This window comes from Megasphaera sp. AM44-1BH, assembly GCF_003467125.1.
GTDB lineage: Bacteria > Bacillota > Negativicutes > Veillonellales > Megasphaeraceae > Megasphaera.
Window position 1 is genome coordinate 106,412 of sequence record NZ_QSFA01000003.1, and the last position, 19,892, is coordinate 126,303.

At 48.6% G+C, this 19,892-nt stretch carries 18 protein-coding genes and 2 tRNA genes; 8 read left to right on the plus strand and 12 right to left on the minus strand.

Annotation, left to right across the window (positions count from 1 at the left end):
• Window positions 1–8: 8 nt before the first annotated feature.
• The 4 genes from DW949_RS04095 to DW949_RS04115 form a co-directional block, all read right to left on the minus strand.
• The gene (locus DW949_RS04095; protein WP_118021978.1) at window positions 9–638 is read right to left on the minus strand and encodes a DUF1788 domain-containing protein; all 630 of its coding nucleotides are present in this window, start codon (window positions 636–638) and stop codon (window positions 9–11) included.
• A 5-nt stretch (window positions 639–643) separates the two neighbouring features.
• Window positions 644–1,243 (minus strand): DUF1819 family protein, encoded by a 600-nt coding sequence (locus tag DW949_RS04100; RefSeq protein ID WP_118021979.1) that lies wholly within the window; start codon window positions 1,241–1,243, stop codon window positions 644–646.
• A 517-nt stretch (window positions 1,244–1,760) separates the two neighbouring features.
• Window positions 1,761–1,836, minus strand: a tRNA-Ala gene (locus DW949_RS04110).
• A gap of 82 nt (window positions 1,837–1,918) precedes the next feature.
• On the minus strand, window positions 1,919–3,484 hold the full coding sequence (locus DW949_RS04115; RefSeq protein ID WP_118021980.1) for a tetratricopeptide repeat protein: 1,566 nt from the start codon (window positions 3,482–3,484) through the stop codon (window positions 1,919–1,921).
• A gap of 159 nt (window positions 3,485–3,643) precedes the next feature.
• Here DW949_RS04115 and DW949_RS04120 point away from each other — a divergent pair.
• From DW949_RS04120 to DW949_RS04135, 5 genes are all read left to right on the plus strand, one after another.
• A tRNA-Val gene (locus tag DW949_RS04120) sits at window positions 3,644–3,720 on the plus strand.
• Window positions 3,721–4,034: 314 nt separating this feature from the next.
• Window positions 4,035–4,235, plus strand: a complete 201-nt coding sequence (locus DW949_RS04125) for a hypothetical protein (RefSeq protein ID WP_118021981.1) — start codon at window positions 4,035–4,037, stop codon at window positions 4,233–4,235.
• A gap of 202 nt (window positions 4,236–4,437) precedes the next feature.
• The gene (locus DW949_RS13615; protein WP_158570631.1) at window positions 4,438–4,608 is read left to right on the plus strand and encodes a hypothetical protein; all 171 of its coding nucleotides are present in this window, start codon (window positions 4,438–4,440) and stop codon (window positions 4,606–4,608) included.
• A gap of 141 nt (window positions 4,609–4,749) precedes the next feature.
• Window positions 4,750–5,652, plus strand: a complete 903-nt coding sequence (locus DW949_RS04130; RefSeq protein ID WP_118021982.1) for a mechanosensitive ion channel family protein — start codon at window positions 4,750–4,752, stop codon at window positions 5,650–5,652.
• Window positions 5,653–5,672: 20 nt separating this feature from the next.
• Window positions 5,673–7,058 (plus strand): GDSL-type esterase/lipase family protein, encoded by a 1,386-nt coding sequence (locus DW949_RS04135; protein ID WP_118021983.1) that lies wholly within the window; start codon window positions 5,673–5,675, stop codon window positions 7,056–7,058.
• A 94-nt stretch (window positions 7,059–7,152) separates the two neighbouring features.
• Here the strand turns inward: DW949_RS04135 and DW949_RS04140 are convergent, their stop codons facing one another.
• From DW949_RS04140 to DW949_RS04160, 5 genes are read right to left on the minus strand one after another with little or no spacing between them, the layout of a single operon-like run.
• Window positions 7,153–7,656, minus strand: a complete 504-nt coding sequence (locus DW949_RS04140; protein ID WP_199595738.1) for a hypothetical protein — start codon at window positions 7,654–7,656, stop codon at window positions 7,153–7,155.
• A gap of 13 nt (window positions 7,657–7,669) precedes the next feature.
• The gene (locus tag DW949_RS04145; RefSeq protein WP_118021984.1) at window positions 7,670–9,283 is read right to left on the minus strand and encodes an AAA family ATPase; all 1,614 of its coding nucleotides are present in this window, start codon (window positions 9,281–9,283) and stop codon (window positions 7,670–7,672) included.
• Between the two features lie 5 nt (window positions 9,284–9,288).
• On the minus strand, window positions 9,289–9,726 hold the full coding sequence (locus DW949_RS04150; RefSeq protein ID WP_118021985.1) for a hypothetical protein: 438 nt from the start codon (window positions 9,724–9,726) through the stop codon (window positions 9,289–9,291).
• Complete coding sequence (locus DW949_RS04155; protein ID WP_118021986.1) at window positions 9,723–9,938, minus strand: hypothetical protein; 216 nt, start codon at window positions 9,936–9,938, stop codon at window positions 9,723–9,725. Before DW949_RS04155 ends, DW949_RS04150 begins: the two co-directional genes overlap by 4 nt.
• A 12-nt stretch (window positions 9,939–9,950) precedes the next feature.
• A complete protein-coding gene (locus DW949_RS04160) occupies window positions 9,951–11,540 on the minus strand; it encodes a hypothetical protein (RefSeq protein ID WP_118021987.1) in 1,590 nt (529 codons plus the stop codon).
• A 234-nt stretch (window positions 11,541–11,774) separates the two neighbouring features.
• Here DW949_RS04160 and DW949_RS04165 point away from each other — a divergent pair, with 234 nt between their 5' ends.
• On the plus strand, window positions 11,775–13,055 hold the full coding sequence (locus DW949_RS04165) for a nucleobase:cation symporter-2 family protein (protein ID WP_118022036.1): 1,281 nt from the start codon (window positions 11,775–11,777) through the stop codon (window positions 13,053–13,055).
• Window positions 13,056–13,167: 112 nt separating this feature from the next.
• Here the strand turns inward: DW949_RS04165 and DW949_RS04170 are convergent, their stop codons facing one another.
• Window positions 13,168–14,328 carry a pyridoxal phosphate-dependent aminotransferase gene (locus DW949_RS04170; RefSeq protein WP_158570632.1) on the minus strand — a complete coding sequence of 387 codons (1,161 nt, stop codon included), beginning with the start codon at window positions 14,326–14,328 and terminating at the stop codon, window positions 13,168–13,170.
• Between the two features lie 146 nt (window positions 14,329–14,474).
• A complete protein-coding gene (locus tag DW949_RS04175) occupies window positions 14,475–15,938 on the minus strand; it encodes a sodium:alanine symporter family protein (RefSeq protein WP_199595740.1) in 1,464 nt (487 codons plus the stop codon).
• Between the two features lie 677 nt (window positions 15,939–16,615).
• On the opposite strand from DW949_RS04175, the gene DW949_RS04180 reads away from it, so the two are divergent.
• Both DW949_RS04180 and DW949_RS04185 read left to right on the plus strand, forming a co-directional pair.
• Window positions 16,616–17,521 carry a LysR family transcriptional regulator gene (locus DW949_RS04180; RefSeq protein ID WP_118021989.1) on the plus strand — a complete coding sequence of 302 codons (906 nt, stop codon included), beginning with the start codon at window positions 16,616–16,618 and terminating at the stop codon, window positions 17,519–17,521.
• Between the two features lie 280 nt (window positions 17,522–17,801).
• The gene (locus DW949_RS04185; protein WP_118021990.1) at window positions 17,802–19,163 is read left to right on the plus strand and encodes an ATP-binding protein; all 1,362 of its coding nucleotides are present in this window, start codon (window positions 17,802–17,804) and stop codon (window positions 19,161–19,163) included.
• Here the strand turns inward: DW949_RS04185 and DW949_RS04190 are convergent.
• The gene (locus DW949_RS04190; protein ID WP_158570633.1) at window positions 19,131–19,883 is read right to left on the minus strand and encodes an SDR family NAD(P)-dependent oxidoreductase; all 753 of its coding nucleotides are present in this window, start codon (window positions 19,881–19,883) and stop codon (window positions 19,131–19,133) included. The genes DW949_RS04185 and DW949_RS04190 overlap by 33 nt on opposite strands.
• Between the last annotated feature and the right edge of the window lie 9 nt (window positions 19,884–19,892).

The window sequence follows — 19,892 nt, forward strand, 5'->3', positions numbered from 1 at the left end:
ATCCCTCTTTAGCGGGCTATGCGGAATGCCCGGTAATAGCTATCTTCCACAAATTCATTAAAAACCACCAGCTCTTGTTCCGTATAGGTTCCCGGATAAAACAGGATGACCGGCGTGGCGGCAAATTTTTGCGGCAAATTGTAAAGCACTTTATTGAACACTTCCGGCGCTTCTAAGATAGGATAGCATTTGCCAATCCCCGTAATCAGGACAACGGCATTTTCCGGCGTATGTTCTTCCATATAGCGGACCAGGTAGTTATCTTTGTCGGTAATCCGCAGCATCCGCTGTATAGCCGTTACGACATGCTGGATACCGCCACGGCTTTCCAACTTCTTGGTCTTTTCAATATAGCCTTTTTCCGTTAATCGGTCGATGATGATATCGTATAAATCATATATAATTAATTCGTAGTCATCAAAACCTTTACTATTGCGTTTCTTCAGCCATTCAATATGACTGCGGACTTCCAGTTCCTGTTCCGGCGGATAGTCAAATACCCAGTAGTTGACCTCGTTGGCTTTGCCGGTAGACTGCCGGAAGGAGGGAACTTTGATTTTTTCGTCCATCTCGGCAAACCGTTCGGAAAGGCTGCGGCGATTTTTATAATATTCACGCGATACTGTCTGTACTGCCATGCTGATCAAACTCCCGTCAATGCTTTGATAATCGGTTCCAGGTGCTGCTGGCCCAGCCAGGCTTCAAAGGCCGGATCCAAGATGGGTTTGAATAATTTCCGTGTCTTCTGGCCCCGGTCGGAAAGGCCAGCTTCCAGAATATAACTTTTATAGGTCCTCCCCAGGCGTTGCAACGTCTGATCCGTCCAGGTTGCGGCTTTGCTGTCCTGCAGCTGCTTGTCGCGGAAAAAAATCCGTATATCCTTGTCACTCAGCTCATTGGTCCCAATGAGAATTTTTTCTTTGAACACTTCATACATAAAATCAAAAAAGAGGCTTTCATGCATCATGATAGCCGTCAGGTTGATCAATTTCTGTGTTGCCAGATCCGACTGCTGGAATAACGGGTACATACTGGCATCCAGCTCCTGGATCCGTGCTGTCACTGTCTGATATATCATCGTGGCCCGGGCCGGCGTCGAAGCATTAAACATATTCTGTTCAAGACACGCCATCTTGATTTCATCAAAACTCAGGCCCTCAGAAAGCATAGCGATTTCCTTACGAAACTCAGGAAACCAGAAAGCAAATTTAACAGCTCCGGCACTATACGGTTTACGATTCATGATTTCACCTCTATACACCCGTCACAGATCATCTTAACACACATTATTAGCTCACCTTTCTAAATACATTCGTCAAAGCATAGGAAAATTCCTGCAATCCGGATAATCAGCATCCCGGTTAGAACGCTTTGCCCGTTCAAAAAGTAAAAAACGCTACACCATGTGAAATGTAAAACTAGGAATTTTTCATCCACAGTCCATCCGGAATACTATTATTTCAGCCGGTAATAACGGGAACGTTTTCCCAGCCCTTTTCTCTTCAGTTTACCAGAAGCTATCAGCTTTCGCAAAGCCTCTTCTATCGAACTGACACTAAGCGATAGACAAAGTTCCCAGCTATCCTGTTGGGTAAAACGACCGATTTTGTTCTGTACAATCTGTCTTGTGAAGCAACCAATGCTTCATAAGACAAATCCTTACCCCATGTTTTCCTTTTCATACACCTACGACCTTATGCGTACGCAAACAAAAAAAATAACCACGCGGCTCGTAAACCGCGTGGTTATCGTATCCTTTATGGTGGAGATAAGGAGGATCGAACTCCTGACCTCTTGCATGCCATGCAAGCGCTCTCCCAGCTGAGCTATACCCCCATGTCGTGACTACAAGGGAGATTATAGCATTTACTGATTTTCTTGTCAAGGCAAAATTTGAATCCGCCGGGAACTTCCCTGTTCAGTCTTTCCAGTCTTCTGACAGTGTCGGAAGGGGAACGGCCTCATGTTTCCTGTGTCCGTCTCTTTTTTCTGCCGTCAGGCCCAGATCGTGACGGATCCAGTTGCGGAGATCGTTCCAATTGGCCCAATACTGGCTTTTTTCTCCTTCCAGAGCCTTTGTAATATCGGCCAGCGCCGTCCTGTTTTTGTGACTTTTCCATTCACACCAGGCTTTCTGGGCATAGAGCTGGCTGCGGAAGGCCTGCTGCAGGGATCCGTGTCCCTCTGTATCCAGATACTGCAATGCTTTCCCCAGGCAGGAAGCCGCTTCTTCATATCGTCCGGCCTGTATGAGCAGCAAGGCATAGTCCGTATTTCCTCTGGCCGGATTCGTATCCTTAGCCAGCCAGTCTGCATACCGGGCCAGTCCTTCTTCCGGTTTTCCGCCGTAAATAGATAGCCAGCTTGCATAATATACTTGTTCCCGGGCCGGAATATACGTCCGGTCGGCTTGTTCCAGCCAGTGCGCCGCTTCCAGAGGACGCCCTTGGTTATATTCCAGCAAGGCCAGATTCCAGCAGAGTCCTGCGTCATGCGGCGACAGGGAGACAGCCCGTTTTAATTCATCGCAGGCTTTTCGTTCATTTCCCTGTAAAAGCCAGTTATAGGCCCGCAGCGCATGAAGATGGGCATTGTCCGGTTTCAGCCGCAGCGCTTCCTCACAGGCTGCCGCCGCCCGTACATAGTCCTGCTGCTGGTCTGCCCAGGCAGCTTCCATGACCGGACGACGCAGTAACGGATCCTGTGCTGCCTCATTGGCTGCCCTGTAAGTCAGGTCTTTCAATATGCCGTCCCGCCAGACAGTGGCGACCTGTACGGTTTTCGGCCAGGCTTCGGGCAAATGCAGTTCTTTATGCATTTCCTGCCGGTGCTCTGCTTCTGTCAGCATACGGCTCTGCCGTTCCCCGGCATCCTTTGGAAGTGGTGTCGTCATGACTTCTTTCAGGATATTCTCCAATGCCTGATTTCCTATTCCCCAGGTGTTCATGGCATACCGGACATAGCCGTCGCGATCAATAAAAATCAATTGCTCCATATTGCCCAGCTTGCCATATGAGTCCTGGTCGGTATAGAGTTTTGGCAAATCAATATCCCAGTCCTGCAGTTCCTGAAACCGGGACTGATTAGGTGTGGCCGGGAAAACGATGTAGAAATCGGCACGCCCTTTATATTTCTTCTGCATATCCTGCATAAATTGCAGTTTCTTATCCAGCTGGATGCTGTGAGAAATGGGCTGGGCCATGTACAGCAGTGCAGCCCGGTGATTTCGTCCGATCGCAGACGTAGCTTCCTGTGTTTTCATATCGTGCAGTACTACTGGCGGCATCCGGTCTCCCGGGCGGACACCTTTTTCCATCATTCTGCCAGACTGTCTTTTTGCCATCCCGGACACTCTCATGCTGACAGGCTGCCCTGTAACCTTCGCATCTACCGCCGGTCCTGCCTCTGCAGCAGCGCACAGGTTTCCCGTATACAGCGACAACGCTACCGCCATCACCGTCATCGTGACGGACCATCTTCCCACATGCCTCATCTCCTCTGAATTATGCAAATTACAATTTGTATGATATTCAAAGTATACCATAGCCAGCCAATCACTGGCTATATATGGACCAGCCTTTATTTTTTTCCCGGTGAGACTTGAAAAATAATGGTAAACGATTATAATATAACTATGTCTCGCGGGATTATAGCTCAGCTGGTTAGAGCGCTACGCTCACATCGTAGAGGTCGAGGGTTCGAGTCCCCCTAATCCCACCATAGGAATAAATATGCAGCTTCTGTCAAAAGGCAGGAGCTGTTTTTTATATCTTCATTCAGCGCCTATATTACTATAACATATCTTTTTACTGATATTAATAGTAATTTGCATGTATTCTTATTTTGTTCTCTGTTCTAACATGCCATTTTGTCATTTGTTTTTGATCTTTTATTAAAAATTTTCTGATATGAATAACTGTATCGGATGCTATGAGGATTTCTATCTTTATTTTTTTCTGTTCATACTGTATCATATGTCTTGCACACAAGAGATGTGCCTGTAGAAATTCCCAATAAGAAAGAGGTAACCAACTATGAAAAACGTAAAATGGACACATAGCATCGCCGTATTAGCTCTCGTTATCGCCGCTGGATTCGCTTTTGCCAATGGCAATGTACAGGCTACTGCCAGCACCCAGGCTGCCAAGGCAGCGGTTCATCAGGCTTCGCCCGTTGTCACCAACGGCTTTGCCAACTCATATGCCCAGAGCACTCATCACACCAGCCTCTACTAAGAATCCGTGCATGACCCCAAAAAAGCTGCTCCCAGGCAGCTTTTTTTGATTGAAACGCACGGGGAGATGGCTCTGCAGCCGGGCAATATCATGCACAGCGGCTATGCAAATTATAGCTATCTTATATTTTCTTTTTATGAAAAAGTATTGTACAATACAGTCACTCAAAGGGTTATTGTATTTATAAAGGAGCTAATTCATCATGAAAAGCGTAAAAATCTGTGCTATTGCCTGCATCATCGCTGTTGCCGCCGTTGCTGGTACGGCTTTCGCCAATTATGGCAATGCTACGAACGAAAATTTCAGCAGCCAGGTCGTATACAATTACACAGCCTATGGCAAAATGATTACAGAAGCTGCATTGAATAGATAAGAAATAAATCAGATTATAAAAGGGCGCCAGTTCAGTACTACTGCTGGCGTCTTTTTTCGTGCCCATCTGTACAAGGGAAGGCAAAACGTCTACAATAAGGATATCTGCCATATTTTTCCATGACAGAAAGGAGCCATTACTATGAGTTTAGCCGCAAATACTGCTGATACAGCCCAGACTGCAGCCTCTGCTGTAAAGGCAGATGTGCAAAACCAGGTCACCCAGAGCGTCTCCGCCCTGGATCAGTTAAAAGAATTTTTATTGAACCACGGTCCCGATGTCATTTATGCCATCATCATCTTTATTGTCGGCCGTTATATCGCCAAGGGATTCAAAAACGTAGCCATCCGCATGATGACCCATGCCAATTACGATCATACAGTCATCACCTTTGTCAGCCAGATGATTTATTATGCCATCATGGCCCTGGTCATCCTCTCGGCTCTCAATAAAGCGGGAATCCCGACTAATTCGTTTCTGGCCGCATTTGGTGCCTTCGGTCTGGCTGTCGGTCTGGCATTGCAGAGCAATCTGTCCAATTTTGCTTCTGGTCTGCTCATCCTGATTTTCAAGCCATTCAAAGCCGGTGACTGGGTATCGATTGGTGGCGTCGAAGGCAGTATCAAGGGAATCCAGATGTTGAATACTGCCGTTATCACGAAAGACAACAAAACCGTATTCATCCCCAATTCTATCATCACATCCAATCAGGTCATCAATAGTTCTTACCAGGATGAACGGTACATTTCATTTCTTTTCGATATCGGCTACGACAACGACCACCACAAGGCAATCGCCATCCTGAAGGATATATTCCACTCAGACAAGCGGATTTTGAACGCTGACACGATGGAAATCGGCATCAAAGAGTTCGCCGATAATTCCGTACGCATCGCTGCCTTTCCCAAGGTCGCCAATGCCGACTATCTGCCTGTATTCTATGATACTATGTCCCGCGTCAAAGATGCCTTCGATGAAGCCGGCATTGATATTCCTTTCCCGCAGCGTGTCGTTTATGTCCGGGAAGAAAAGAACGAAGATTAGTATATAAAAGAGGTATCGTTATGTCTGTATTCCGCACATTGTCTTTATCTGTCCTGATTGCTCTTTCCTGCGTTCCTGTGCTGGCCCGCACGCCGGCAGCTCCTGTCAATGCGTCCCATGCCACGCGGACTGCTGCCCATGCCAAAGCGGCTGCGTCTGAACTTCCCATGGTGCAGGGCATCCCACTCGACCAGATCCGGGAATTGTACGACCAGGAACCGCCACATATTATTTCTCATTACACAGAAGAACAGCCGGCTTCACTGCGTCCGGTCCTGCGCTGGGATAAGGTAAAAGGAGCCGTATCCTACGAAGTAGAAATCACGCCTCCTCAGATGCCGTCCCAGACGATCCGTCATATTTTCGTCCCCGGGTACAACGCCGTCCTCCCGGCCAATACGCCGAAAGGTACAGCAACATGGCGGGTCCGGGCTCTCGATTTCGATTATAATCCCATTACGGCCTATTCACCGGAAGAACCGATGTACGTGGACCCGCAGCAGCAGGTCCCGCTTTACCCTCATCCGCTCAGCAAATTCAATACAGGAAATGGTACGACTCTCCTCTACCCCGTATATAACTGGGTTCCCGTCACCGGAGCCGCATCCTATAAAGTAGAAATCCTCACCAGCCCCGATGTCTCACCGGATCAGGATGCCCCGGACGATCTGGTCATGGGCCGTGGTACCTCCCACTGGTTCGACTGGTATGATGACAGTCCCCGTATGTCCACCCAGCCCTTGTACTGGCGAGTCCGCGCTTATACCAAAGGCGACCAGCCCCTGGGGGTATACTGCCCGCCCCAGACAATGACAATCAATCCGGATAAGCCTTATACCGTAGGTACACTGGGCGACAGCATCACCCACGGTGGCGGTGACTTATCCTATTCTCCGTCAGACTGGGAATTCAGTTACCAGCACTACCTCGATTTTGACACCATCAATCTGGGGGAAAGCGGCGATACGAGTGAAATGACGAAGGAACGCTTTGAAAGGGATGTGCTCCCGTTCCATCTGAAATATCTAATTATCATGACCGGCAGCAACAGCCTTCGCGGCTGGACCAGTGCTGACGATGTCATCAGTGACCTGGCCGCTATTAAAGAAAAATGCCTCGACCATGGCATTCAGCCCATTTTCCTCACCCTGCCACCCATCAATCCGGCCAATATCAAAAAAGCCTTTGACGAACCGACGGCAGAAGACTGGCAGGAACGCTTCCAGAAAGTCAATGCCTGGATACGGCAGCAGCCCCATATCGACCTGGCTGCTAAAATTCCGGAAGATCGGGAGCTACCGACCGCTCTGGGTATTGATGGCATCCATCTGAACAGTACGGGCAAACAGCTTATGGCGCAGGCCATCAACGAACAATGGGCTTCGGTGACAGGAGAAACTCAATAAAACTCAATAAAAACAAAGAACCGGCTTTTTTCTGTACATATCGTGTACGGAAAAAAGCCGGTTTGTCATTGTAATATCCGCGAAATAAGCAGAGCTATGCTTCGTCCATGATGACAGCAACCGATCCGTCTTCGCTTACGGCACGGCAGGCATTTTCATAGACTTCGACGAATGCATAATTGCCGTGCAGGGCCAGTCCCCTGGCCTTTTCCATATATTCCGGCAGCGATTCGCCCCGCTTGTAATGTTCGATGATATCCCCTGATATATCCAGCGTATGGACTTCATAGGGATCCCCCAGGTAGCACCGGGATACGATGCCCATCAGTGTGCCCCGGATGGCAATTTCCGGAAATTCATCTTCTATGATTTTCATGAGCTTATCGAGCAGTTCCGGACTGAGATGAGCTCCCCCGGCATCGAGCCGGCGCAGGGCGTCACAGTATTCCCGTGAGCGGGGCCTGCGCAGCAGAAGTGCCAGTTTTCCTGCATCCATCTGTTGTCTTCTCTGAGCCCGGCGCGGTGTCACCGAAAGCCGCGTATGGCTTTCGGTTTTCGTATCAGTCTGCGTCCGGGGACGCAAAATAAAACGTGCCAATTCTATCACTCCCTTAGTGGCGTGTCAGGACGCGCCGTACGTGGAGACGGTCCGCCTGTGGCAGTGTTTCTTCTCCGATTGGACGGCCAGAAGCCGGCACGGCCCGTTCCCTGCCCCAGTCACGGATAGCTTCTATTTTTTCCGGGCTGGTCTTCGACAAGGGTACGACATTTTCAAAAGTCGAAATGACATCGTCATCACTCAGTTTTCCATTTTCATCAGCCAGCTGGTGATAGGCCAGCTCCCGGACGGTGGATTCCAGATCGGCGCCGGTAAAGCCGTCGCTCAGTTCCACCAGTTTATCTGTAAATTCCGGAACGGCTGCCAACCGGGCATGGAGATATTTGGAAAAATACAAGGCCAGGATTTCCCGTCGTTCTTCCGCTGTCGGCAAATCGACGAAAAAGAGTTCATCAAACCGGCCACGGCGCAATAACTCACTGGGGAGCATAGAAACATCGTTGGCCGTAGCTACGACAAATACCTGTTTTTTACATTCCTGCAGCCAGAACAGGAACTGCCCTACCATGCGGGTTGATACGCCTCCATCATTGGATGAGCCGGCACCGGAAAGGCCTTTTTCGATTTCATCGATCCAGAGGATGCATGGCGATACATTTTCTGCCGTCGTAAGCGCATCTTTCAGCTGCTGCTCCGACTGGCCCACATAGCTGCCCTGAACCGTAGCGAAATCGAGGCGGTACAACGGCAGCTGCCAGTTCGCCGAAATAGACTTGGCCGACATAGATTTGCCGCATCCGGGGACGCCGACGAGGAGGATGCCCCGTGGCGGCTGCAGATGAAGCTGGCGCATCTGTTCCCGTTTTTCTGGACGCAGGAGCGCTTTCTTTTCATCGAGCCAGTTGCGCAGGCCCTGCAGGCCTCCTACGTGTTTCATGTCGGGATCGACATCGATTTTTTCCAGTCCGGAAATATTGGAAAAGAGGCGGTTTTTAGCCGAACGCACTTCAGCCATGTCTTCATTGCGGATTTCTCCATTAGCGACAAGAGCGGCCATGACATTTTCTGCTTCAATCTGGGTGACACCGGCCAGCGTTGCCGCCGCGTCGCGCATTTCCTCTTCGCCCCACTCAATGGGCATTTCCTGCCGGTAATCGTCGATAAACCGTTTGACGATATCATACATTTCGTCTTCTCCGGGCAGGTCCAGGCTGACGATGAGTCCATGGCGCTGCAGTGTGTTCCAGACGGGCTTATTGGTCAGGACAATCAGGCAGGTGCCGTGTTCGACCGCCAGATTGACCACATCGAGGAGACGCTGGGCATCGGATGTATCACTGCTGATATCCGAAACTTCGGTCAGCACCAGAGTCTGGTTGTCCCGGTGCTGGGTCCGCATCATATCGGCCACAAAATCAAGGGCCGATACAAACGATACGGCCCCTTCATCGACAGCATCACCGGTACGGATATCGTAAATCCCGCGGGAAAAGGTATGGACGAAAAAACTGCCTTCGTCAATCATCGTATCCTTTACCATTTCTTCGGCAATATCCTGCAGCAGCCCCAGTATACGGCTGCGTTCAATCGTATTGACAACAATCAGCGGAATTCTGGCAATGAGGTACCGCTTCAATTGCTTTTTGCATTCTATCTTATTACTCACGGTGTCTATCTGCTCCCTTTATTCCGACGGCGCAACAGCAGGGCCAGTTCACCGCTCGGATCCTGCCGGGCCGATTCTTCCAGAGCTTCATCCATCGCCTGGCATGTTTTTTTGATTTCATCCTGCAGCATCTGTTTTTCTTTGTTGGGCAGACACTGCATCTGGCTTGCCTGAAACAGCAGATCCAGATCCCGGTCCAGTTGTTTCAAAGCCTGTTCTATGGGGATTTCATCGTCCTGGGCCTTGCGGAAACGTTCTCCTATATAGTCAAACCGGGCGTTGAACGCTGACATGAGGCGGCTGGCAAACCGGCCGGCAACGATATCACACCAATGGAGCCGTCCCTGCTGCATAGCCGGTATGGTTTCCTCATCATCCCGGCCAGCGGCAAAGTCCTTCAGAAGTGGAATCCATTCTGCATAAATACCTGGTATTCTGCTCATTCCCGATACCTCCGTACAACACCGCGGGGAGGGAGGAGATCCCAGTCCGGAAGCCCTGTAATACACTGGGAACGTACTGTTTTATTCCCTGACGGCCTGCTCTGCGCCGGTTCTGCTGTTTCTGCTGCCGGCTGTGGTGCCTCTTCCTGTGGCCGCCTGATCTGTATATGTCTGCGCCCGGACGGACGCCTCATATCTTGTCCTGTTTCCATAGTTAGTGCCTCCTATACGCGGATCCGCCGCGCACTGGTCTGGTTGCGTCGGACATAGTCCGATGCCGAAAGGCCATCGAGAAATGCATGCAAATCCTGCTGCCGTTCCATACCTTTCGTATAGTAATCGTAGAAATCAGCTGTTTCTGCCATGCAGCGGCAGATGCAGTTTTCTTCTTCCCATGCGTATTGTTTGAATTGTTTCTCCAGTTTCCGTCGTATGCCAAAAGTAGAATAATATACCTTAAAGGACAGCCCTGCCAGAATCAATACGCAGACAGTAATGAAGATATACTGATGGCTGGCGTAAGCTGACGTGATCGCGTTCATCAAAAGGGCCGTAATCCCCGCCAGGATTGCTGTCACAATCAGGCCGCCTATCGGTCCGGCAAAGGCCATGCAGAGCAGGGCCACCCCTGCCAGCAGCATAAAGGGGTGATTATCCAGGACCCAGCCGCCGCCATAATACAGAAGAGCTCCGCCACCGATAATGCAGAACAGCATGGCAAACACGGTCCATCCCGGCCGGTGCTTGCTGAGTTCTTCCTTCTGCCAGGCATCAATAATGGTATGTAATGCCGAGAGATGATCCCGTTCATTTCTCCCGTCTATGGAATGGAAGGTCAATTTATCTGTATGTCCTTCATAAGACAGATTCGAAAAAAATTCAAAGGAATCGGGGAATTTCTGGACCGTTTCCCCCTGCGCATCGTCAGCAGCACTGCGAATCCAGTCTTTCGACGACGCTATCGCATACTGTCTCAGGGATATAGCCGCCTTTTTTCCGTCATCAAGGCACCAGTCCGTAAGCCAGGAAATATACGGCTTATATACGGGTTGCCGCTCTCCTTCGGAACGGTCGGCCTCAATAAATCGTTCCAATAAAACACTTCTGGCCTGTTCTTTGGGTACCGACGCTTCATCATCGGCTATGAGTTTCTGCAGGTCATCCAGAGCCTTCCCAGGCAGATGCGCGCCCTGCAGCAATTCTTCTACGCTGGCCTTGGGAGCCTTTTTTAACAGTTTGAACTGTTCGTCTTCACTCAGAGTAATGGAACTCCGTTCCTTATCAAACCAGTCATGCCAGGTCTGGATCTGCTGCTGTATGAGCCGGGCATCCTGGCACTGCCCGTTTTTCCATCCATCGAGCAAGTCTTCCACCTGACGCGATCCGGACATGTTCATCAGCCCGTCCGTATATGCTTCCATACAGTACTGGAAATGACCTGCCAGCGACGAACCATCCTGCAGTCCCAGATACCGTACCAGCCAGACATCTGCCGCATGGTCCCGTTCTTCCCGCAGGGAAAGAAGGAAAAAGAACAACGACGTCTTCTGGTCGTCTGCCTGCAGTGCCCGTTGCAGAGCCTGCTGCGCTTTCACCCGGTCATCAATCAGCCAGCAGATCAGTGCTGCCAATCCATACGCCATCCAGTAATCATCGGCCGAAACGAGCAGTTCTTCCGCTTTCTTTTGCAACGTTTCTCTCGTCAGCAGCCCTGTATCCATATTTTTCAGTATACCCTGGGTCATTACCCGGACATCCCGGCTGGACAATAAAGCCGTCCGCGATGCGTACCCTGATTGTCCATATGCTGTCACACTTACGCGCCCCCTGAACTATAGTATAACTATGTTATATTATACAAGATGTTCTTCTGCAAAAAAAGTGCCTCCCCTTATTCCATCGGTAATTTTTCTGAGCCTTTTCTATTTTGGAGACTACAAAACAGGAAAAACATGCTATAATGCTTATTATTCATTTTTTATTATTCCCATCGAGGTGAAATCATGGACTCTCATTCTCCTTCTGCCGCCGTTCATCCTGTAGACGAAATGCTGCCATACGGCAAGCTCTTTGCCTTCGGTCTCCAGCATGTCCTGGCCATGTATTCCGGCGCCGTTGCCGTACCGATTATCCTGGCACAGGCCATGCACCTGCCGCCGGAACAGCTAATCCACCTGATTAATGCCGATTTATTTACCTGCGGCATTGCCACCATCATCCAGACACTGGGCTTCTGGAAAGTAGGCGCCCGCATCCCTATGATTCAGGGCGTTACCTTCGCCGCCGTCACTCCCATGTGTCTTATCGGTGTTCAGCATGGGCTGCCGGTCATGTACGGTGCCATTATCGCCGCCGGTCTGGTGACCTTTCTCATTGCCCCGTTCTTCAGCCGCTTCATCCGCTTCTTTCCTCCCGTCGTGACCGGTACGATCATCATGATCATCGGGATTACCCTCCTGCCCGTATCCGTCATCTGGATTGGAGGCGGTGGCAGCACCAGTGACCCCGCCTTTGCCGGTCCTATGAATCTCTTTCTGGCCTTTGTCACCCTTTCTATCGTTATCGTCCTCTACCGTTACGGCAGAGGATTCGTCAGTAACATCGCCGTCCTTCTCGGTCTGATTGGCGGTACGATCATTGCTACGGTTTTGGGCCAGACGAATTTTGCTGAAGTCGGCCGCGCTGGCTGGGTTGGTATCGTCACGCCCTTCTCATTCGGCTTCCCCGCCTTCGATATCGGCTCTATTCTATCGATGATCGTCGTCATGTTCGTCACCATGGTCGAAACGACGGGAGACTGTATCGCAATCGGAGAAATCGTTGATAAGCCTATCGGCCGCAAAGATCTGGCACGCTGTCTCCGCGCAGACGGCCTGTCCACGGTCATCGGTGGTATTTTCAACAGCTTTCCCTATACGGCATTCGCCCAGAATGTGGGCCTCATTGCCCTGACCCGTGTCAAAAGCCGGTTCGTCGTCACCGCTTCCGGTATCATCCTCATCGGGCTGGGCCTGTTGCCCAAAATGGCAGCTGTCGTCGCCTGCATTCCCAACTCCGTACTGGGTGGTGCCGGTATCGCCATGTTCGGCATGATCATCGCCAGTGGCGTCCGTTCCCTGTCGAAAGTAAAATTTGAAGGTACGTCCAATCTGATGCTCGTCGCTATCAGCATCGGCGTCAGCATGATTACCCTCACGGTGCCCAATTTCTTCCATGCCTTTCCGGCCTGGTCCCAGATTGTCCTTCACAGCGGCATCACCCTGGGCAGCATTACAGCCGTCGTTCTCAATATCATATTCAATGGTGTCGGTAAAAATGAGGAATCATAATCTTTCCATCTGAACCGCACTGAAAAAAGAGACAGCCCCCATGACTTCACATGTCATGTCGTGGCTGTCTCTTCGTATATAAGAAACAAGTCCTGATGCCTGACAAATTTCCTTACAGAGCTTCAACGAATTCCTGTATCCGCTTCAATCCTTCCCGGATGTTGGCTTCGCTCGTCGCATAGGACAGGCGGATGAATCCTTCGCCATTGCTGCCAAACCCCGTGCCGGGGACGGTGACGACGTGTTTTTCATCGAGGAGGCGGTTGCTGAATTCTTCCGACGAAAGCCCCGTGCCGGTAATATTGGGGAACATATAGAAAGCTCCTTTCGGTTCCCGGCAGGTAATCTTGCCATGCATCATCGTATTCAGGCCTTCCAGCATCAGCTGCCGCCGCGCCCGGTAATGTTCCAGCATATCTGCCACCGGCTGCTGGCTTCCTTTCAGTGCTGCCAGAGCCGCCCGCTGTACCGGTTCAAAGACGCTGGATACGGCATTTTCCTGCATCTTCGTCATGCCCTTGATGATTTCTTCATTGGCTATGGCAAAACCGACACGCCAGCCCGTCATGGCATAGGCCTTGGAGAAGCCATCGACGATGATAGTCCGTTCTTTCATCCCCGGGATTTCTGCTATGGATACAAATGTTTCGTCCGTATAAATCAGGCGGCGGTACATTTCATCGGTAATGACATACAGGTCATGCTGTATCGCCAGCCGTGCAATGGCTTCCAGATTTTCCCGTGTAGCCAGCCCGCCTGTCGGATTAGAAGGGAAATTCATGAGGATAGCTTTCGTCCTGGGGGTAATCGCCTTTTCGATATCGGCTGGGTCAAACATGAAATCATTTTTTTCATATACATCGACCAATACGGGAATGGCATACATTTCCGATACAAATCCGTTGTAGTTTGCCCAGTAGGGATTGGAAATAATGACTTCGTCTCCCGGATCCAGGAGCGTCAGCACCGATAGCAGCAGGGCTTCACAGCCGCCTACGGTAACAATGACATTATCCCGGCCGTACTGCATGCCCCGCGGCCCGTACGATGCCGCAATGGCATCCCTTAGTTCAGGAATCCCCGCATTGGGAGTATAAAAGGTCCGGCCTTCCTCCATAGCCTTGATACCAGCCTGGATGATGTGCTGCGGCGTTACAAAATCCGGTTCTCCAAAGGCAAAACTGATGACATTGTCAAGCCCGTAAGACTTGCCGACCATACGACGGATAGCCGATCCAGTTACACTGGAAATACGTTTAGCTAATGGTTTCATATGAATTACCCCCTGACAATACATGATAAACATTTAAAAAATTAATAATATACCTAAAATCAATTCAATATTTCCCTGATTTTGGGTTAAATTTAACGAGCACCGCAATAACAGCTGTGCCCGTTAAAAATGTTAAGTTATGAACGTTATTTGTTTTCTGCTTCTTTTTCTGCTGCCAGTGTCACTTCATCCCGCCAGATTCCCAGGCGTGCTACGCAGTCGGCAGCCGATGCATCCCAGTTCCCATCTTTAAGGCGCTGTTTGTAATCGTCCACCAGAATCTTGACTTTACCGCTCAGAAGGAATACGACAATGAGGTTGCAGATGACGCAGGTTCCGTAGAAGAAATCGAAGGTAGACCACAGGGTCTTTGCTGCGCCGATAGCTCCGACGACGGCCCAGGCACAACCGATAGCATAATAAATCTTGATCCATATGCCTTCCAGACCCAGTGAATTGAGGCAGATGCCACCGTAATAAATATTGACGACGCACGTTGTAAAGGCAAAGAAGGTAATGATAATGGAAATAAATACGGCACCAGCAGCCACGCTGCCAAAAGCCGTAGAGAAACCGGCTGTCGTAAGGGCAGCGCCGGAAATCCCTGTATTCCACAGGCCCGATGTCATAACGACCATAGCCGTCATAGTGCAGACGACGATGGTATCGAAGAACACTTCAAAAATCCCCCACAGTCCCTGCTTGACCGGATGGTTGACCGATGCCGAGGAATGAGCCAGAGGCGCCGTACCCGTACCGGCTTCGTTAGAATAAATACCACGGGCCAGGCCCCAGCGGACGGCCAGCATGACCGTACTTCCGGCAAAACCGCCCGAAGCAGCCGTACCGGTGAAGGCATCTTCAAAAATCATGGCAAAAGCCTGAGGAATCATGCTGGCATTGGTAATCATAACGAAGATAGCGCCGATGATGTAGATGACAGCCATAAAAGGAACGACGAGATTGGCAAAATTGGAAATACTCTTGAGACCGCCCAAAAGAACGGCTGCCATGAGGACGGCGACGGTTATACCAACGACATAAGGATTGATGGCAAAAGCCGTATTGATGGCATTGGAGATTTCAGCTGCCTGAATAGACGGAGCAAACATCATGCCCGCCGCCATGACGACGGCCCAGAGAACAGACAGCCAGCGCCAGTTCTTACCGAGAGCATTCTTGACATACCAGGGGAAACCGCCGTGCCAGACGCCGCTTACAGGATCTTTTTCACGGTAGGCAAGGCCCAGGGTAACTTCCGAGAATTTGACGATCAGACCCAGCATAGCGATGAACCACATCCAGAAAACAGCGCCAGGGCCGCCAGTAGCAATGGCAACCGATACACCGGCGATATTGCCGACACCCAGTGTCGATGCCAATGCCGTACAGGCCGCTTTGAACGGCTTGATATTGCCGTCGCCAGATCCTTTGTCAAAAATTTTACCAAAGGTATTTTTCATGACATGGCCGAAATACGTAAACTGGAAGAATCCCAGCCGGACTGACATAAAAACAGCCACAAAAGACGTACCGATGAGCAGTGGCCAGCCCCAGACAAAATCAGCGTAGGCCATCATTCCTTTTACAATCATACCAAAAAATTCCATATGCATTACACCCCCACAAAATGAGTAACTTCCCTCTGAAAAATTGTAAGGATAATATCACTAAGAGCTGCTATGATGGGGAAGTCAGAAATCATCGCGCTCTTTACTTCCAAATACATCGTACAGAATCTATATTTATTTTCCGAATAAACATCTGTCTACATTGTACAGACAATACTCGTCATTGTAAAATTCAAAATTTCGCAAAAAAACATTACCAAAACTAGATATTCAGTTGCATCTTAAGAATATTAGGTATAAAAAAGTTTATGACCGCAATGAGAGATACTGAATGTAGTCTTTTTAAGGTATCCGCTATAATTAAGTAAAATAGGTCCTATCTGGTAAGGTTAACAGAAAAAAATGATGATGGGCAACTTGTAAAAAATAAATAACAAAATAATAATATCTATTCCATTCAATATTTAATTCAAAGAAATGATAAATAATCTCTATCTTTTTTCATAAAAATAGGATATATTAAGAGAAACTCTGTTCCTTATCCTGTATTCTTTCTTGAATCACGATCTTTACATATAATTTTTCATTTTTTTGTCTTTTTTCCATAAAATTTGTATAACAGTTTAAACATTTTTAAGTTCAGATGATTTGTCAGCACATCCATAGACGACTATACTAGTTACGTACATTTTCCGTATCATAGGGGGACTGTCATCATGACGAATCTGGAAATTGAAACGTTTCTGACTATTTGCTGGCACAAAAGTATTTCTAAAGCGGCTGAAGCGTTATATATCAGCCAGTCATCACTGAGTACGCGTCTGAAAAAGCTGGAACAAGAAATCGGCTGTCAGCTCGTCGCCCGCCGCAATGGCGCCCGTTCACTGGAACTGACAGCGGAAGGAGCGAAATTTTACGAATATGCCTGCCAATACCGAGAACTGACCCGACAGATGCTGGCTGTCTCTCATAGCAAGGGGCCGGAACAACTGCGCATTTCTGTCGTCAACAGCATCGGGACGTTCCTGTTTCCGCCCGTCTATAAACACTTTCTCAGCCAATACCCCCAATACCGTCTGGAAATCCAGGAGGCCGATAATGTTCCCGCCCTTGCCAATAAGAAAATGAACAACGGCCTGGTGGACCTCATGTTCCACAGCGATATCCAGGCTTCGGAAACACTGCATATCTTTCCTGTTTTCAGTGAACCCATGGTGCTGATCTGCTCAACTGATTCGGCGTATCCTGAACTGGTAAACCGGGAAGAACTGTTACTGGACAGGGAAATCTTTACCAAATGGAGCGATACCCAGTACGAGTGGCACCAGAATATGTTCGGACCGGATACGCGTCCGCTCGTCCATCTGGAAATCATGAGCAACTTCCGGGTCTTCACATCCCAGCATGACTGCTGGGCTATCGTCCCACTGAGCGTCGCCGAAGGAATTGCCGATAACGCTTCTATCAAAATATGCCGGACCGAATTCAAAATCCCCAAACGCGTCACCTACTGTGTCGCTACCCAGGCAGCCCGGACCATGAAGAGCACCCAGGCCTTCCTCACCTGTCTTCATGCCGAACTGGAAAAGAAACCACCCTATCAGCTGGATATCCTGTATTGATTTGCATCCGATTCATAAACTGATTCATTCCAGATGGATACCAAAAGGGAAAACACGCAGCAAAAACAGACTCTGTATTCGCCTGTTTTGCTGCGTGTTTTTCTCATTCCCTCATGAAATGTGTGTACCAGCCTCAATATTCCCTCATAAAATGTGTTTATCAGTCCCGATATTCGCTCATAAAATGTGTGAAATCGTCTGATATTCGCTCATGTTTTGTTGCAGTCATTGCAGAATATCGGTATAATACACAGTAGGAATACCGAAAGGAGGCCGGTCTATGTTATATTTGGAACGTAAAATTGATACCTTTCTAATACATTGGAAGGAAACTAAAAACAAAAGCCCTCTTATTGTCAAGGGAGCCCGACAAGTAGGAAAAACAGAATCCATCCTTCGGTTTGCCCACCAACAATATGCCAACATTATTTATATCAATTTCGTAGAAGAACCGAAATATAAAACCATAACGGAAAATGGCTATAGCGTAAAAGAAATCATCAAAATGATTTCCCTTTTAGACCCGTCCAAACGATTTATTCCCGGCAATACGGTCATCATTTTTGATGAGTTACAGGAATTTCCAGACATCGCGACTTCCCTAAAGTTTTTTAAGATAGATAACAGGTTCGACGTAATCTGCAGTGGCTCCATGTTTGGAATACAATACAAAAAAATTGAAAATAACAGTGTCGGATACAAAACAGATTACGAAATGCAATCTATGGATTTCGAAGAATTCCTCTGGGCCCGCGGTTATGATTATTCTATCCGCAGCATACTACTCGACCACATGATCACGCAGACCCCATTCAGTCCGGGAATCCTGTCTACATTCTTTTCTCTCTTCATGGATTTCTGCCTCCTTGGCGGTATGCCATCTGTCGTACGGGATTACATTGCAAACCAGACATTTGAAGGATCCTTGAATACACAAAGGCAATTATTAGCCGATTATAAGGAAGATGTACGCAAATATGCCAGCGGAGTAGATCAGACCAGGATTTTAAACGTTTTCGAACATATACCCATCCAATTGGCCAAGGATAACAAAAAATTTCAAATTTCCAAAGTAGCTCCCAACGCCCGTTTTAAGGACTATAGAGGATGCATAGAATGGCTGCACGACGCTGGCATTATAAATATATGCTACTGCTTATCCTTTCCAGAATTGCCATTAAAAGGTAATTATGAAAGTACAAAATACAAAATTTATATGAAAGATACTGGTCTGCTCGTAGCCATGCTGGATGAAGAAGCACAGGATGATTTGAGGGTAAATAAAAACCTGGGAGTGTATAAAGGCGCTTTATATGAAAATATCGTAGCCGAAGCTTTGGTAAAATCCGGCTACGATCTGTATTATTACAAAAAAGAGAACGCCACACTGGAAGAAGATTTCTTCGTTCGAACCAAAACCAGTCTTGTCCCCATAGAAGTGAAATCAACCAATAACAAATCAAAATCACTGCATACCCTGATCAACAGCAGAACATATCCCGATATCCGGTTTGGTATAAAATTGATTCGCGGAAACATCGGCTGCACAGAACAAATTTTGACCTTTCCTTATTTCTGTACTTTCCTGCTCAAAGAATACTTACAAGCATCAACTGGCAGTCCATCCGCCATCGATGCATAGATCGGCACCAGTGATGTAGCTGGCTTTTGATGAAGCCAGGAACAAAACGGCGTCGGCAACTTCGTCCGGTTTACCCGCCCGTCCCAAAGGTGTACGGGACGTAATCATATCAGTATATGCCGGATTATCCATAATATTTTCGGTAAGAGGCGTCACAATGAATCCCGGTGAAACACAATTGACGCGGATGCCATAGTCTGCCCATTCATTGGCAAGACCTCTGGTAAAATTCCGGATTCCGGCCTTGCTGCATCCGTAAATAGAACTGCGTTTTGTATTGATATGATTCTGGAGCGATGCCAGGCTGACAATAGCACCTGATTTCTGCTGAATCATCTGCTTACCTACTTCGACACTGCAGAAATAAGCACCTTTCAGATTGATATCCATGATGAAATCCCAATCTTCTTCCGTATACTCCACAGCATATTTTCGCCGTACCACGCCGGCCGAATTAACCAATACATCAATACGGCCAAACTGCTTCACCGTATCAGCCACCAGATTTTTAATCTGCGCCACCTTGCTGACATCACAAGCAAAAGCACTGGCCGTCATACCAGCCGCCTTCAACTCATCTGCCAGAGCCTGGCATTCATCGAGATGACGGCTGACAATGACACAATGCGCTCCCGCTTCACAAAAACGGCGTACAATCGATTCACCAATTCCCTTGCTGCCACCAGTAACCACAACAATCTTTCCAGTAAACTCACCCATCCTATTTTC